Raw genomic sequence first — 14,933 nt, forward strand, 5'->3', positions numbered from 1 at the left:
GGAAGCCGGGCCAGCCGGGCCGGCCCGCCGCTGTCTATTTCTTGTAAATTCCCGCTTCGAGCACCACGTCGTTGACGCGCAGGATATAGGTGGTCTTCGGTTCGATCCTGCCGCTGACCGGATTTTTATACTGGTAATCGACCCAGCCCTTGCCCTGTTTTTGCGCCAGCTCGATGATTTCACGGCGGTATTTCTTGCCGTTCGCATCGGGCACGTCCGTCAGGTCCTTGCCGACGATGGACGGGTTGATCGGATGGGCCAGCACGATGCCGGTCCTGATGTCGCGCATGTCCACATACAGCTCGCCCTGCACGAATTCGGGGTCCTTGGCGCCGAGCTTTTTCATCATCTCTTTCTCGCCATGCTGCTTGATAAAGGCGGCGCCTTTTTCCGCCATGGCAATCGCATCCCTGGCGGTCGGCTCCACGGCGGCGCTGGCCTGGCCGGCACAGGCAAACAGCAGGCACAGCGCGGTGCCGGTCAATATACGTTTCATGATGGGTCCTTTGATCAAGTGATGGGAAGTTGCCAAACCGTAATTTACTGTTTGTCGCCGCCTCTGAAATTGCGATAGCACAAGTTTTTCATTGCCTGAATGCAGGTTTATTGACGGCAACAAGGGATGGTGCGAGATATTGATTCAGCGTAATTTCGTGCTGAAAAAGCAAGACGCTTTCGGTGACATGGCCATGGTTTTCATCGGCCGCCACAGGCGTGCCGGGCCATCCGGTAAAATGATGGCCTGCACAGCGGCAATGATCAACTCCAAGGAAGAATATGAAACTCGTTCGTTATGGTCGTCCCGGCAAGGAAAAACCTGGCCTGATCGATGAAGAAGGCAAACTGCGCGACCTGTCCGGCGTGATCGCCGATATCGATGGCGCGCAACTGTCCGACAAGGCGCTGCGCAAGCTGGCCAGGCTCGACGAAAAAACGCTGCCGCTGGTACGCGGCAATCCGCGCTTCGGCGTGCCGGTCGCCAAAGTGGGCAAATTCATCGGCATCGGCCTGAACTACGCCGACCACGCGGCCGAATCGAATATGCCGATTCCGGCCGAACCGATCGTGTTCATGAAGGCGATCACCTGCCTGAACGGCCCGGACGACGCCGTGGTGCTGCCGAAGGGCTCCAAAAAGACGGACTGGGAAGTCGAGCTGGGTGTGATCATCGGCACGCGCGCGCAATACGTGAGCGAAGAAGATGCGCTCCAACACGTGGCCGGTTATTGCGTCGTCAATGATATTTCCGAGCGCTCCTACCAGCTCGAACGCGGCGGCACCTGGGACAAGGGCAAGGGCTGCGACACCTTCGGCCCGGTCGGCCCATGGCTGGTCACGCGCGACGAAGTGATCGACGAGCAGGACCTGGACCTGTACCTGGAAGTAAACGGCAAGCGCATGCAGACCGGCAACACGCAAACCATGATCTTCACGGTCGCGCAAATCGTCAGCTATCTGTCGCAATTCATGACACTGGAACCGGGCGACGTGATCGCCACCGGCACGCCGCCGGGCGTGGGCCAGGGCCGCAAGCCGCAGCGCTTCCTGAAAAAAGGCGACACCATGCGCCTGGGCATCGCCGGCCTGGGCGAGCAGCAACAGGACGTCATCGCCTGGACCGCCTGATGCCCGGTGTCGAGCTCGACCGTCTGCCGCCGCTGCCTGCCGACCAGCTCGACGCCCGGCAGCGCGCGGCCGCGCAAGCGATCATGGCCGGTCCGCGCGGGGCGCTGTACGGCCCCTTCGTGCCGCTGATCCGCAGCCCGGAACTGATGGACGCGGCGCAGCGCATGGGAGAGTATTTGCGCTACCGCAGCGCCATCGGCACGCGCCTGTCCGAGCTGGCCATCCTGGTGACGGCGCGGCAGTGGGACCAGCAGGTCGAGTGGGCCATCCACGCGCCGCTGGCGGCGCAGAACGGCATTGCGCCGGCCGCCATCGACGCCATCGCCCAGCGCCGCGCACCCGATGCCTTGCTGGAAGACGAGCAGGCCGTGCATGATTTCTGCATCGAATTGCAGCAGAACAAGCGTGTCAGCGACGCCACCTATGCGCGCGCGCTGGCGCTGTTCGGCGAGCACGGCGTGGTCGACCTGATGGGCATCAACGGCTACTACACCTTCCTGGCGATGGTGATGAACGGGGCCCAGACGGCGGTGCCGCCCTTGAACGTGACGCCGCTACCGTAGCAGCTCGCGGGTGCCGGGCCCGGATGATGGACAAACTGTAATTTTTGCGAGTGTTGCGCAATATATACTTTATTTTCCATCATCCATTGCTTGACCGACCATGACAATTCGACTCTGCCAGTCCCTGATGGGCCGCGCCTTGCTGGCGTTGGCCCTTTCTTTTTCCCCATTGATGGCGCTGCGGTCGATGGCCGCCGAGACCGCTTCCACGGCGAACGCCACGGCGCTGGAAAACGCCGTCGTCAAGGTCTTCTCCACCCTGCGCCCGCCCGATCCGTACAAGCCGTGGAGCAAGGCGGCGCCGCAGTCGGTGACGGGCTCGGGCGTGGTGATCGACGGCCACCGCATCCTGACCAATGCCCATATGGTCGCTTACGCCAGCCAGGTGCAGATCCAGGCCAATGGTTCCGGCGACAAATTGTCCGCCACGGTGCTGGCCATTTCCGAAGGCATGGACCTGGCCTTGCTGAAGGTCGATGACGAGAGTTTTTTCGACACGCATAAACCCATGCCGCGCGCCAATGTCTTGCCCGACGTGCGCGACGCCGTGATGGCCTATGGCTATCCGCTGGGCGGCAATTCCTTGTCGATCACCAAGGGCATCGTCTCGCGCATCGAGTTCGTGCGCTACCATTATCCCGTCTCGGGCCTGCGCATCCAGATCGATGCGGCCATCAATCACGGCAACAGCGGCGGCGCCGTGATTGCCGGCGACAAGATGATCGGCCTGGCGTTTGCCACCGTCACCAATGCGCAAAACGTCGGTTACATCATTCCCAACGAAGAGATCGACCTGTTCCTGCGCGACCAGGACAGCGGCGCGCCCAAGGGCAAGCCGGCCCTGTTCGACGTGACGCAGACGATGGAAAATCCGGCCCTGCGCAGCATGCTCAAACTCGGCAAGGGTGTCGAGGGCGCCATCGTGATGACGCCGGCCAGCAAGGACGCCCAATATCCGCTCAAGGAATTCGACGTCATCACCAAAATCGGCGATTACCCGATCGACAACCAGGGCATGGTCAAGCTGACCGCCAACAGCCGCGTACGCTTCCAGTACCGGGTGCAGCAGCTGGCGAAAAACGGCATGCTGCCCCTGACCGTGGTGCGCAATGGCGCACCGATGAATGTCAGCGTGCCGGTCTCGGCCTCGCATCCGATGCTGGTGCCTGGCCTGGAAGGCGCTTACCCCTCGTATTTCATCTTCGGGCCGATGGTGTTTTCAAAAGTGACGGCCGAATTCATGGCCGGCCCCAGCGCCAACGCACCCATGCTGGTGGGCATGAGCTTTGCCGGCAATCCGCTCGTCACGCGGCGCGGCGATGCGCCGGACGCCCAGCGCGAGGAACTGGTGGCGGTCTCCGCGCCATTCTTCCCGCACAAGCTGATGAATGGCTACAGCAACCGTTTCTTCTCGGTCGTGTACTCCGTCAATGGCATCCCCGTGCGCAGCCTGGCGCATATGGTGACCCTGCTGCGTGACCTGCCCGATGAAATGGTCACTTTCCGCTTCGAGCAGCGCGATGCGGAACTGGTCGTGGTGCCGCGCAAGGAGATGCTGGCCGCCACCGAATCGGTATTGAGCGACAACGGCATCCGCTCCGAAGCCTCGCCGGACATGCTGAAGGTCTGGAATGACAAAACGACGGCGAACAATTAGTTGGCCGTCGTCATAAAGTGAAGCAACAGGCGCGGTGCAGATCGCGCCTGTTTTATTTTAAGCGAGCACTTTTTTCAGCCAGGCGCCGATCGCATCGATTTCTTCCTGGCACAGCGAATGCTGCATGCGGTAGGCATGCCACTCGACCTGGTAGCCCATGCCGGTCAGCAAGTCGCGCGACTGTTCGGCACGCGTGATCGGCACCACCGGGTCCGCCGTGCCGTGCGCCATGAAGATCGGCGTTTGCAGGCTGCCTGGTGTGCGCTCGGCGGCCGTCATGTCGGCCAGCGGCAAATAGCCGGACAGGCACATCAGGCCGGCCAGGGTTTCCGGGTGGCGCAAGCCCGTCTGCAAGGTCATGGCGCAGCCTTGCGAGAAGCCGGCCAGGATAATGCGGCTGGCCGGAATGCCGCGCGCTTTTTCGCGCGCGATCAGCGCTTCGATCTGCGCCTGCGAAGCGCGCAGGCCTGCCTCGTCTTCGCGGCGCACCAGGTCGTTGCTGCGGATGTCGTACCACGAACGCATCACATAGCCGTTGTTGATGGTAACGGGCATGGTGCCGGCGTTCGGGAAGATAAAACGGATGGCCGGACAGCCGCGCAGGTCGAGTTCCTTGACCAGTGGCACGAAGTCATTATTGTCGGCGCCCAGGCCATGCATCCAGATAATCGAGACGGTGGTATCGGGTGCGCTGTCGAGTTCGATGGTTTTCAGCAAAGTGCTCATGGGTTTTCCTCAGGGATGATGTGCGCCGGACGCAGCGCCGATTTGGGACGGAAGGCCTTGCAGATGGCCGGGTCGGTTTCCATATACGGGCCACCTATCAGGTCGATGCAGTAGGGCACGGCGGCAAAGATGCCGTTCACCAATTGCCTGCCGTCGGCATCCTTCAGGCCTTCCAGGGTTTCCTTGATGGCTTTCGGCTGGCCCGGCAGGTTCATGATCAGGCAGGCGCGCTCCGGTGTTTCGCGGATCACCGCCACCTGGCGCGAGAGTATCGCCGTCGGCACGAATTGCAGGCTGATCTGGCGCATCTGTTCGCCAAAGCCCGGCATCTCTTTCGTGCCCACCGACAAGGTCGCGTCCGGCGTCACATCGCGCCGCGCCGGTCCGGTGCCGCCGGTGGTCAAAATCAGGTGGCAATGGTTGAGGTCGACCATGTCGATCAGGGTGTTTTCAATCTGCGAGCGCTCGTCCGGGATCAAGCGCGTTTCCAGCCGGTAAGGCGTGCGCAGGGCGGCCGCCAGCCAGCTTTCCAGCGCGGGGATGCCCTGGTCTTCATACACGCCGCCGCTGGCGCGGTCCGAGATCGACACGAGGCCGATAATCAATTCGTCTTCGAGAGTGGTTGTCATCGGTCACCTGTAAAAGAGTGGGGAAGCGTAAAAACAAGAAAACCGGGATGATCCCGGTTTTTGCGCTGCACCGGGGCATGCCCCAGGCGCTTATTCGTCTTCTTCGGCGTCAACGCCATCTTCATCCGCATCATCCTTGCCACCATTGTTCTTCTTGGCGATCTGTTTCAGGATCTGGAAGATTTCGCGGTAGGCTTTTGGCGGCTTGTTCTCGGCCTGCTCCTTGCGGGCATTGCGGATCAGGGTGCGCAGGTGCTGCACGTCGAGTTCCGGGTTTTCCGACAGCAGCACGGTCAGCGCCTTGTCGTCCGTCAGCAGCTTGTCGCGGCGGCGTTCCATCGCGTGCATGGCGGCCGTGTCGGCTTTCGACAAGCCTTTCCAGCTGTCGATGGTGCGCTGGATGGCGGCCACTTCGTCGTCGTCGAGGGTGCGCATTTTCTTGCCGACATATTGCAGCTGGCGGCGGCGGCCTTCGTGATCCTTGATCAGCTGGCATTCGAGGATGGCGTCGCGCACGTCTTCGGGCATCGGAACGCGCTTGACGCGGTCGCGTGCTTCATTGACTAATTCTTCGCCCAGCTTTTGCAGGACGGTCATCTGGCGCTTGAGTTCCGACTTCGAAGGACGTTCATATTCCTGTTCGAATTCGGACGATTGGAAGCCGCAAGCTCCCCGGTTTGGATTTGGCATGATAAGGCGGGATTGGCCTCGTTGGCCGCACCTGTAAACTGTAAACGACTGCTATGATAACCTTTTTAGGGCCTCTCCGAAGAAAACAGCACATGAACGAGTCCGTATTTACCCATAGTCAAGAGCAATTGCAGCAACTTGCCCGTGATGTGTTGTCTTTTGCGCGCGCAGCGGGCGGCAGCGATGCGGCGGTCGAAGTGAGCGAAGGCGGCGGCCTGTCCGTTTCTGTACGAAAAGGCAAGATCGAAACCATCGAACAGAACCGCGACAAGGGCATGGGCGTGACGGTGTTTGTCGGCAAAAAACGCGGCAACGCCAGCACCTCCGATTTTTCACCGGCAGCGCTGCGCGCCACCGTCGACGCGGCCTGCAATATCGCCCGCTTCACGGCCGAGGACGATTGCGCCGGCCTGGCCGACGCCGACATGCTGGAAATGGCGCCGCGCGACCTGCAGCTGTTCTACCCGTGGCTGATCTCCACCGAAGAAGCGGTGGCATTGGCGCAGCGCGGCGAAGCGGCCGCGTTTGCCGTCGATCCTCGCATCACCAACAGCGAAGGCGCCAGCGTGCATGTGCAGCAGTCGCACTTCGTGTCGGCCAACTCGCGCGGCTTTATCGGCGGCTATCCGTTTTCGCGCCACACCCTGTCGGTGGCGCCGATCGCCGGCAAGGGCGCCAACATGCAGCGCGACGACTGGTATTGCTCGGTGCGCGACGCCTCAAAAATGTCCAGTCCCGAAGCCATCGGCCGCTATGCCGCCGAGCGCGCGCTGTCGCGCCTGAACGCCCGCAAGCTCGGCACGCGCACCTGTCCGGTGCTGTTCGAGGCGCCGCTGGCCGCAGGCCTGCTGGGAACATACGTACAAGCAACGTCCGGCGGCGCGCTGTACCGCCAGTCCACTTTCCTCAACGATACACTCGGCACCCAGGTGTTGCCGGGGCATGTGCAGATTGTCGAAGATCCGCATGTGATCGGCGGCGTCGGCTCCGCGCCGTTCGACGAGGAGGGCGTGAAAACCGCCAGCCGCGACGTCGTCAGGGATGGCGTGGTGCAAGGCTATTTCCTGTCGACCTATACCGCGCGCAAGCTGGGCATGCAGACCACGGGCAACGCGGGCGGCTCGCACAATCTCTACATGACGTCCAGCCTGACGGCGCCATCGGACGACTTTGCCGCCATGCTGAAAAAGCTCGGCACGGGCCTGCTGGTGACGGAATTGATGGGCCAGGGCACCAATTACGTGACGGGCGACTATTCGCGTGGCGCCTCCGGCTTCTGGGTGGAAAACGGCGTGATTCAATATCCGGTGGAAGAGATCACGATTGCCGGCAACATGAAAGACATGCTGCGCCATATCGTCGCCATCGGCGCCGACACCCTGCGCCGTGGCACCAAGGAAACTGGCTCGATCCTGATCGAGAGCATGGTGGTGGCGGGTGGCTGAGGCTGGACCAGTTGATCGACAAAGGCGCCGCTGGCGCCTTTTTTTTCGTGCCGGCGGGTCATACGGCGGACATATTCGCTTCGTATGATGTGGCTGCTTCAAAGCCCCTCCTTCTCTCTTCCAATCTGCCTGAAGAACTTCCATCATGACCTGTAACCGTACCCGCATCGCCCGTGCCGTGGCCCTGATGTGCGCGATCAGCGCCGTGCTGGCCAGCCCGGCGCATGCCCGTGGCGAGGCGCCCGCTGACCATGACGCTGTCGATGCGACGCAAGCCGTGATCGTGACCGGCACGCGCGGCAGCAACCGCACCCAGTTCGATACCATGGCGCCGGTCGATGTGTTCAGCCGCGAAGATATCGCCGGCGTCGAGTCTTCGGACCTGAACGATGTGCTGGCGCAACTGGTGCCGTCCTATGTGGTGCAGCGCTTGCCGATGGCCGACGGCCAGGTGTTCGTGCGCCCGGCCACCTTGCGCGGCCTGTCGCCTGACCAGACGCTGGTGCTGGTCAACGGCAAGCGTTTTCACCGCAGCGCGCTGCTCGGCGCGCGCGGCGCGCAGGCGCCCGACCTGGCGCAGATACCCGTATCCGCCATCAAGCGCATCGAAGTGCTGCGCGACGGCGCCTCGGCCCAGTACGGCTCGGACGCGATTGCCGGCGTGATCAATATCATTCTCGACGACAGCGTCGGCACGGAACTGTCGGTGCACCACTCGCAATATTCGGAAGGCGACGGCAAGGCCAACGAGCTCAACCTCAAGACGGGCTTTAGCCTTGGCGAGACGGGCAAGGCCAGCATTTTTGGCGCGCTGGCCCAGTCCGATCCTACCTCGCGCACGCGCCAGCGCGCCGACGCCATCGCTTTCCAGCAGGCCCATCCGGAACTGACAGTACCGAACCCGGTGCAGCGCTGGGGCCAGCCCGAGCTCGACAGCAAGCGCCTGGGCTTCAACGCCGGCATGGGCTTGTCCGACAATATCGAACTATACGGTTTTGGTCTGTACAGCCACAGCGACGGCAGCTCGGACTTCAACTGGCGCAATCCGGACACCAGCAGCGGCGCCTATAAAACCAGCACCCTGTTCCCTGGCTGGGACTTGCGCAGCGTGTATCCACTCGGTTTCAGCCCCAGCTATTCGAACGGCCAGGATGATTTGCAACTGGTGGCCGGCCTGCGCGGGCGTCTCGGCGAGCAGCTGGGCTGGGATGTCAGCGCGTCGTTCGGCCGCAACCGCATCGACTACCACCTGGCCAACTCCATCAATGCCTCGATGGGACCGGCCAGTCCGACGGCGTTTTACCTGGGCCAGCTGTCGCAGACGGAAAAAATCCTCAACGCCAATTTCAACTATGAGTTGCCCGTCGCGGCGTTGCCGCAGCCCGTCAATATCGCCTTTGGCGCGGAGGCGCGCAACGAGACCTATGGCGTGACGGCCGGCGACACGGCGTCGTGGACGGTGGGGCCGGGCGCGGCGGTGGGCCTGGACGCCAACGCCAACGGCGCACCGGGCTTCAGCAGCCGCCAGGCGGGCAGTTGGGGCCAGGACAGTTACGCGGCTTACCTCGACGTGGAAGTACCGGTGACCAGGGCGCTGAGCCTGGGCGGCGCGGCGCGCTACGAACATTTTTCCGAGTTCGGCGGCACCGTCAACGGCAAGCTGTCGGCGCGCTATGCGCTGAGCGACAAGCTGGCCCTGCGCGGCTCGTACTCGACCGGTTTCCGCGCGCCGACGCCGGGCCAGTCGAACACCAACAGCACCAGCCAGGGCCTCGACACCAAAACCTTGCTGCTGTTTACCAGCGGCCGCCTGGCCAATAGCGACCCGCTGGCCGTGCTGCTGGGCGCGCAGGCCTTGAAGCCGGAAAAATCGAACAACCTGTCGCTCGGTTTGACGTGGAGGACGCCGGCCGGCTTTTCCGGCTCGGTCGATGTGTATGACATCCAGGTCGGCGACCGCTTCAGCACCTCGGCCGCGTTTGCCGTGCCGGCCGGCGTGGCCAATCCGCTGCGCTACACCTCGGTCAGCTATTTCACCAACGACTTCGACACCACCACGCGCGGCATCGACATCGTCGGTAGCCACCTGAGCCGTGTCGGCGGCGGCAAGCTGAACCTGACCCTGGCCTACAACTACAACAGCACCAGGGTCGATGGCGGCAGTTCGGCCCTGGTGACCAGTGCGGCGCAGCGCCAAGTGTTCGAGGAGCGGCTGCCGCGCCAGAAAGCCACCATCAGCGGCAACTATGAGCTGGGCAGCTGGAATACCCTGGCCCGCGTGCGCTACTATGGCGCGTGGACCGACAATTCCGGCAACGCCACCGGCGATATCTTCCAGCGTTTTGGCGCGCGGCAATTTTTCGACCTGGCGGCCAGCTACAGGATCACGGCGCGGCAATCAATCCGGGTCGGCATCGACAATGTGTTCGACAAATACCCGGAAGAGGCGAGTTTCCAGGCCAGCCGCGGCTTGATCTATTCGCGCAACGCGCCCTACGATACGGATGGCCGCAATCTGTACGCCGAGTACAACCTCAAATTCTAAGGGGGAGCAGCTTGAAAATGAATCCACAACGCCGCTTGCTGTGCGCCAGTTCGCTGGCCGCCGCGCTGCCGCTGCTGTCGGGCGGCGCCGCCAGGGCCGCCTCCGCCATGCCGGGCCTGCCGGCCATTCCGGCGGGCATGTCGCCCGCGGCGCTGGCCGGCAACCAGGCCTACTGGCAGGCGGTGGCCGCGCAGTATGACGTGACCGATCAGGTGGTACAGCTCGACAACGGCTTCTGGGGTTCGATGAACCGGCCCGTGCTGGCGCACTACCAGCAGCAAGTGGCGATGGTCAACCGCGACAACGCCTGGTATGCGCGCATGCGCTTTCCGGCCGACTTCGAAGCGGCGCGCGCGGCGGCCGCCACGGCGCTCGGTGTTGCAACGGACGAGATCGTGCTGACGCGCGGCGCCACCGAAGCGCTGCAAATCCTGATCGCCGGCTACAACCGCCTGCGCCCCGGCGACACGGTGCTGTATGCCGATATCGATTACGACAATATGATCACCGTCACGCGCTGGCTGGAACAGCGGCGCGGCGTCCATGTCGTGTCGATTGCCATGCCCGAACCATTCACGCACGACGGCGTGATCGATGCGTATGCGCAGGCGATGGCGCGCCACCCGAAGCTGAAGATGATGCTGCTCACGCATGTGAACCACCGCAACGGCATGGTGCTGCCGGTGGCCCAGATCAGCCGCATGGCGCGCGAGCGCGGCATCGATGTGATCGTCGACACGGCGCACGGCTTCGGCCAGCTCGACATGACGATTCCCGACCTGCAGGCCGATTTTGCCGGCATCAACCTGCACAAATGGATAGGCGCGCCGGTGGGCGTGGGCGCCCTCTATATCAAGCGGGGCAGGGTGGCCGATATCGACCCCTGCATGGGCGAGGTGATGGGCGACGATATCCACACCCGCGTGCATACGGGCACGGTGAACTTTGCCGCCTACCTGAGCTTGCCCATGGCGCTGGACACGCATGCGCAGATCGGCGTGGCCAACAAAGAGGCGCGGCTGCGGCTGCTGCGCAACCGCTGGGTGGAAGCGGCGCGCGGCATCAAGGGGATAGAAGTGCTGGCCTCGGAAGATCCGCGCCTGACCAGCGCCATCGCTTCGTTCCGCCTGAAGGGCAAGACCAGCGTGGCCGACAATTTCGCCTTGTCGAAAAAGCTGGTGCAACAGCACGGCGTGTTTGCCGTGCCGCGCGATGGCCTGGCGTGCGGCGCATGCCTGCGCGTCACACCCGCCATCTTTACGCCCGAATCGCACCTGGACAAGCTGGTGGCAGCCTTGCGCCAGGTCACGCAGGTCGGGTAGCTCGGGTTAGCTGGAACAGCGTAACCCGACAAAACCCGCGACCCCAATTGTCAAGCGCGCAGCGTCGACAATATCGGTTGCAGCACTGCCGCGCCGAGGGCGGCGCTGCGCGCGCCGCTCCAGCCAGTTTGCTGGTCGGGGTCGTTGGCATTGTCCTTGAACGGCAATTCCAGGGTCAGCGACAGGCAGCCAAACGCGTGCGTGACATGCGGCGAGCCCATGGTCAGCACTTCGGGCGTGAACGGGCCGTCTTCGTAGCCGTGTTCGTCCTGGAAGTCGGGGCTGGCCACCTTGAAGTCGGCGATAAAGCGGTCCTGCTCGGCTTTTTGTGCTGGCGTGAAATTTTCCAGCGCATCGCTGCCGGCCACGAACACATACGGCAGGCCTTCGTCGCCATGCACGTCGAGGAACAGGTCGCAGCCGATTTCATGCATCTTCTGTTTCACCAGGAACACTTCCGGGCTGCGCTCCATGGTCGGCGTCATCCATTCGCGGTTCAGGTTGGCGCCGGCCGCGTTGGTGCGCAGGTTGCCGTGCACGGAACCATCCGGGTTCATGTTCGGCACCACGTAGAACACGGCGTCCTGCAGACACTGGCGGGCAAACGGGTTGGCCTGGTCCAGGAGCGCTTCGAGCATGCCTTCGACAAACCATTCGGCCATCGTCTCGCCAGGATGCTGGCGCGCGATGACCCAGACTTTTTTCTCGGCATCGGCGTCGCCGACCACCAGCAGATTCATGTCGCGCCCTTCCACCGTGCTGCCCAGATCGAGCAAACGCACCAGCGGCGACGCCTGCGCGCTGTCGATCAGCGCCAGGTGGCGGTCCCATGGATAGGGCTCGAAATAGGCGTAATACACGCTTTCTTCTTCCGGCGTATGTTCGATGGTCATCACGCTGCCGTCATAGCTGGTCGGCACGCGGAACCAGCTTTCGCGGTCGTAGCTGGCCACGGCCTGGTAGTCCTTCCAGCCGTCCGGGTAGGCGGACTTGCCCGCGTTCATGAAGCGGATCGTGCAGGCTTCGCCTTGCGCGCCTTGCAGGCGGAAGTAAAACCATTGCGTGATGTCGGCGTGCGAGTCCTTGCGGATGTTGAGCTCGATGGATTGCGCATCGTCGGCGCGCAGCACCTCGATCGCGCCGGCGTCGAACTGCTGGCTGATTTTAATGGTCATGATTGTTCCTGGTAAAAACAAGTTAGGGTTTGCATCGTGTGCAATGGCGCGATGATACCCGTTTTGGCCCGGAAGCTGGGGCTAGCGCAGGCCGCCGAAACGCTCATAAAACCATGGTTCGACCTGCGCCGCCTGCTCGTCCTCGCGCCGCAGGGTGGCCAGGATATGCTGTTCCGCCGCCGCATACGTGCGCCGGTACAGCGCGCGCGCCAGCGCATAGGCCTGCGTGCCGGGCCACGGCTCGGGCAGCAGCTCGACCGGCAGTTGCGGGTCGTGCAGCTGCACGCGGCGATACGCGTGCGTCAGCAGCGAGCGGATCACGAAAGCCTGTTCGGGCGCGATGGCCGGCTCATCCTGCAGCAGGGCCAGCAGCGGCTGGAAGCTGGCGATGAATTTTTCGTAGCCGGCCATCACTTCCGACAGATCCCAGCATTCGCCGACCATCTCGCGCAGGGGCCGCGTGCTGACGCCTGGCAACTCTGTGCTGTGGCAGATATACAGCTTGCCCTGCACCTCGTTGCGCACCAGGATGTCTTCCAGCGCATCGCCATTGCTGGCCGGATGGCCGAAGATGCCGGGCGCCACCAGGCCGTAGCCGGCCCACAGCAATTCCTTGCGCAGGGCGCCCCGTTCGGCCGCGTTGATATTGCCGGCCGCGCCGATCACCAGGGTCCAGCTGCCGTCCCAGTGCTTGACCAGCGGCGCGTAGATGCGGCGGTAGGCGCGTTCGAAGCGGGCCAGCGCGTCCGGGCGGATCGCATAGGCGCTGCGGCGGCCATCTCTTTGCGAGCTGAGCCAGCCTTCCTGCGCCAGGCGGAACACGCTGGTGCGCAGCAGGCGGTCGTTGACGCCGAACGGCGCCAGCAGGTCAATCAGGCTGCCCAGCCAGATGGCGCCGCCGCGCGGCACGATGGCGTCGCCAAAAATGGTCATCACCAGCGACTTCGAACGCGGTGGGTCCGTGGCGAGGAAAGCGGCTATCCATGCGGTGCAAGCGGTGTTGTTCATGTGGTCCTGGTCTGGCCGTAAAAAGATATTTCAGGGTATTTCTATAAAGGCAGCAGTTTACTTCGCCCTGCGCCGTGACACGCACTATTTTCCATATGATACCTCCGCAAAAGAAACATAAGATACGGAATTTTAAAACGATTCAAATCAAGTGTATGCAAATAGTTTTATGTATCGTATTATGTGTTGATCGCCTTGCGCTTCAGCGCAAACACAGACATGGGAGACAGATCATGTACGCACAAATGGTTGAAACCGGCCTCAAGAACGTTCGCTCCATCGACGACATGGGCGCGGAAGAGCAGGCTTTCCAGGCACGCATCGACGAAGGCATCAAGATCGAGGCCAAGGACTGGATGCCGGACGCCTACCGCAAGACCCTGATCCGCCAGATTTCGCAGCACGCGCACTCGGAAATCGTCGGTCAATTGCCGGAGGGAAATTGGGTGACGCGCGCGCCGACCCTGAAGCGCAAATCGATCCTGCTGGCCAAGATCCAGGACGAAGCGGGTCACGGCCTGTACCTGTATAGCGCGGCCGAAACCCTGGGCGTGTCGCGCGACGAGCTGCTGGCCGCCTTGCATTCGGGCAAAGCCAAATATTCGAGCATCTTCAACTACCCGACCCTGTCGTGGGCCGACATGGGCGCCATCGGCTGGCTGGTCGACGGCTCGGCCATCATCAACCAGATCCCGCTGTGCCGCTGCTCCTACGGTCCGTATGCGCGCGCCATGATCCGCGTCTGCAAGGAAGAATCGTTCCATGCACGCCAGGGCTACGACATCATGATGTCGCTGTGCAAGGGCACGCCGGCACAGAAAGCCATGGCGCAGGATGCGCTGAACCGCTGGTGGTGGCCTTCCCTGATGATGTTCGGCCCGTCCGACGCCGCTTCCGTCAACAGCGCGCAGTCGGCGCAATGGCGCATCAAGCTGTTCTCGAACGACGAACTGCGCCAGCGCATGGTCGACCAGACCGTGCCGCAGATCGAATACCTGGGCTTGACGGTGCCCGATCCCGATTTGAAATTCAATGCCGAGACCGGCCACTATGAATTCGGCGAGATCGACTGGTCCGAGTTCAACAATGTCCTGAAGGGCAATGGCCCGTGCAACCGCGAGCGCCTGCAAACGCGCGTGAAAGCGTATGAAGATGGCGCATGGTTCCGCGATGCCTTGGTCGCCTACGCCGACAAGCAAGCCGCAGTCAAAGCGGCAGCCTGAATACACATATAAAAGGGGATAGCATCATGAGCAAAGAATGGCCTTTGTGGGAAGTTTTCATCCGCAGCCAGCACGGCCTGGCGCACAAGCATGTGGGCAGCCTGCACGCTTCCGACGCCACCATGGCCGTCAACCATGCGCGCGACGTCTACACGCGCCGCAATGAGGGCGTGAGCATCTGGGTGGTGCGCGCGGCCGATATCGTCGCCAGCAGCCCCGGCGACAAGGGCGCCCTGTTCGAGCCGTCGAACAGCAAGGTCTACCGCCACCCCACCTTCTTCCCGATGCCGGAAGAAGTCAAGAATCTGTGATCGGGATGGCTGT

Annotated in this window: 14 protein-coding genes; 8 read left to right on the plus strand and 6 right to left on the minus strand. The window is 62.7% G+C overall.

Annotation, left to right across the window (positions count from 1 at the left end; all coding sequences use genetic code 11):
* Window positions 1-34: 34 nt before the first annotated feature.
* The gene (locus ASR47_RS20365) at window positions 35-496 is read right to left on the minus strand and encodes a cache domain-containing protein (RefSeq protein WP_065309638.1); all 462 of its coding nucleotides are present in this window, start codon (window positions 494-496) and stop codon (window positions 35-37) included.
* Between the two features lie 281 nt (window positions 497-777).
* Here ASR47_RS20365 and ASR47_RS20370 point away from each other — a divergent pair, with 281 nt between their 5' ends.
* From ASR47_RS20370 to ASR47_RS20380, 3 genes are all read left to right on the plus strand, one after another.
* Window positions 778-1,626, plus strand: a complete 849-nt coding sequence (locus tag ASR47_RS20370) for a fumarylacetoacetate hydrolase family protein (RefSeq protein ID WP_065309639.1) — start codon at window positions 778-780, stop codon at window positions 1,624-1,626.
* Window positions 1,626-2,189: a carboxymuconolactone decarboxylase family protein gene (locus ASR47_RS20375; protein ID WP_065309640.1), complete on the plus strand. Its 564-nt coding sequence runs from the start codon at window positions 1,626-1,628 to the stop codon at window positions 2,187-2,189. The genes ASR47_RS20370 and ASR47_RS20375 overlap by 1 nt, the downstream gene beginning before the upstream one ends.
* Window positions 2,190-2,289: 100 nt before the next feature.
* A complete protein-coding gene (locus ASR47_RS20380) occupies window positions 2,290-3,846 on the plus strand; it encodes a S1C family serine protease (RefSeq protein ID WP_245714429.1) in 1,557 nt (518 codons plus the stop codon).
* 57 nt (window positions 3,847-3,903) lie between these two features.
* Here the strand turns inward: ASR47_RS20380 and ASR47_RS20385 are convergent, their stop codons facing one another.
* The 3 genes from ASR47_RS20385 to yjgA all read right to left on the minus strand — a co-directional run bounded on the left by ASR47_RS20385 (window position 3,904) and on the right by yjgA (window position 5,891).
* Window positions 3,904-4,572 (minus strand): alpha/beta hydrolase, encoded by a 669-nt coding sequence (locus ASR47_RS20385; protein ID WP_065309642.1) that lies wholly within the window; start codon window positions 4,570-4,572, stop codon window positions 3,904-3,906.
* The gene (gene mog / locus ASR47_RS20390) at window positions 4,569-5,201 is read right to left on the minus strand and encodes a molybdopterin adenylyltransferase (protein ID WP_065309643.1); all 633 of its coding nucleotides are present in this window, start codon (window positions 5,199-5,201) and stop codon (window positions 4,569-4,571) included. The genes ASR47_RS20385 and mog overlap by 4 nt, the downstream gene beginning before the upstream one ends.
* A gap of 90 nt (window positions 5,202-5,291) precedes the next feature.
* The gene (gene yjgA / locus ASR47_RS20395; protein WP_065309644.1) at window positions 5,292-5,891 is read right to left on the minus strand and encodes a ribosome biogenesis factor YjgA; all 600 of its coding nucleotides are present in this window, start codon (window positions 5,889-5,891) and stop codon (window positions 5,292-5,294) included.
* Between the two features lie 92 nt (window positions 5,892-5,983).
* On the opposite strand from yjgA, the gene pmbA reads away from it, so the two are divergent.
* The 3 genes from pmbA (at window position 5,984) to ASR47_RS20410 (ending at window position 11,203) form a co-directional block, all read left to right on the plus strand.
* Entirely contained in the window at window positions 5,984-7,336 is a 1,353-nt protein-coding gene (gene pmbA / locus ASR47_RS20400) for a metalloprotease PmbA (RefSeq protein WP_065309645.1), read from the plus strand.
* Between the two features lie 145 nt (window positions 7,337-7,481).
* The gene (locus ASR47_RS20405) at window positions 7,482-9,881 is read left to right on the plus strand and encodes a TonB-dependent receptor plug domain-containing protein (RefSeq protein ID WP_082989065.1); all 2,400 of its coding nucleotides are present in this window, start codon (window positions 7,482-7,484) and stop codon (window positions 9,879-9,881) included.
* Between the two features lie 17 nt (window positions 9,882-9,898).
* Window positions 9,899-11,203: an aminotransferase class V-fold PLP-dependent enzyme gene (locus ASR47_RS20410; protein WP_065309646.1), complete on the plus strand. Its 1,305-nt coding sequence runs from the start codon at window positions 9,899-9,901 to the stop codon at window positions 11,201-11,203.
* A gap of 50 nt (window positions 11,204-11,253) precedes the next feature.
* Here the strand turns inward: ASR47_RS20410 and ASR47_RS20415 are convergent, their stop codons facing one another.
* Complete coding sequence (locus tag ASR47_RS20415; protein WP_065309647.1) at window positions 11,254-12,378, minus strand: M14 family metallopeptidase; 1,125 nt, start codon at window positions 12,376-12,378, stop codon at window positions 11,254-11,256.
* Between the two features lie 81 nt (window positions 12,379-12,459).
* Window positions 12,460-13,386, minus strand: a complete 927-nt coding sequence (paaX, locus tag ASR47_RS20420) for a phenylacetic acid degradation operon negative regulatory protein PaaX (protein ID WP_065309648.1) — start codon at window positions 13,384-13,386, stop codon at window positions 12,460-12,462.
* Window positions 13,387-13,619: 233 nt separating this feature from the next.
* Between paaX and paaA the strand changes: the two genes are divergently transcribed.
* Together paaA and paaB are read left to right on the plus strand one after the other, a co-directional pair.
* Window positions 13,620-14,609, plus strand: a complete 990-nt coding sequence (gene paaA, locus ASR47_RS20425) for a 1,2-phenylacetyl-CoA epoxidase subunit PaaA (RefSeq protein WP_065309649.1) — start codon at window positions 13,620-13,622, stop codon at window positions 14,607-14,609.
* Between the two features lie 26 nt (window positions 14,610-14,635).
* Entirely contained in the window at window positions 14,636-14,920 is a 285-nt protein-coding gene (gene paaB, locus ASR47_RS20430; protein WP_034746356.1) for a 1,2-phenylacetyl-CoA epoxidase subunit PaaB, read from the plus strand.
* Window positions 14,921-14,933: the final 13 nt, after the last annotated feature.

This window comes from Janthinobacterium psychrotolerans, from assembly GCF_001677885.1.
GTDB classification, from domain to species: Bacteria; Pseudomonadota; Gammaproteobacteria; order Burkholderiales; family Burkholderiaceae_D; genus Janthinobacterium; species Janthinobacterium psychrotolerans.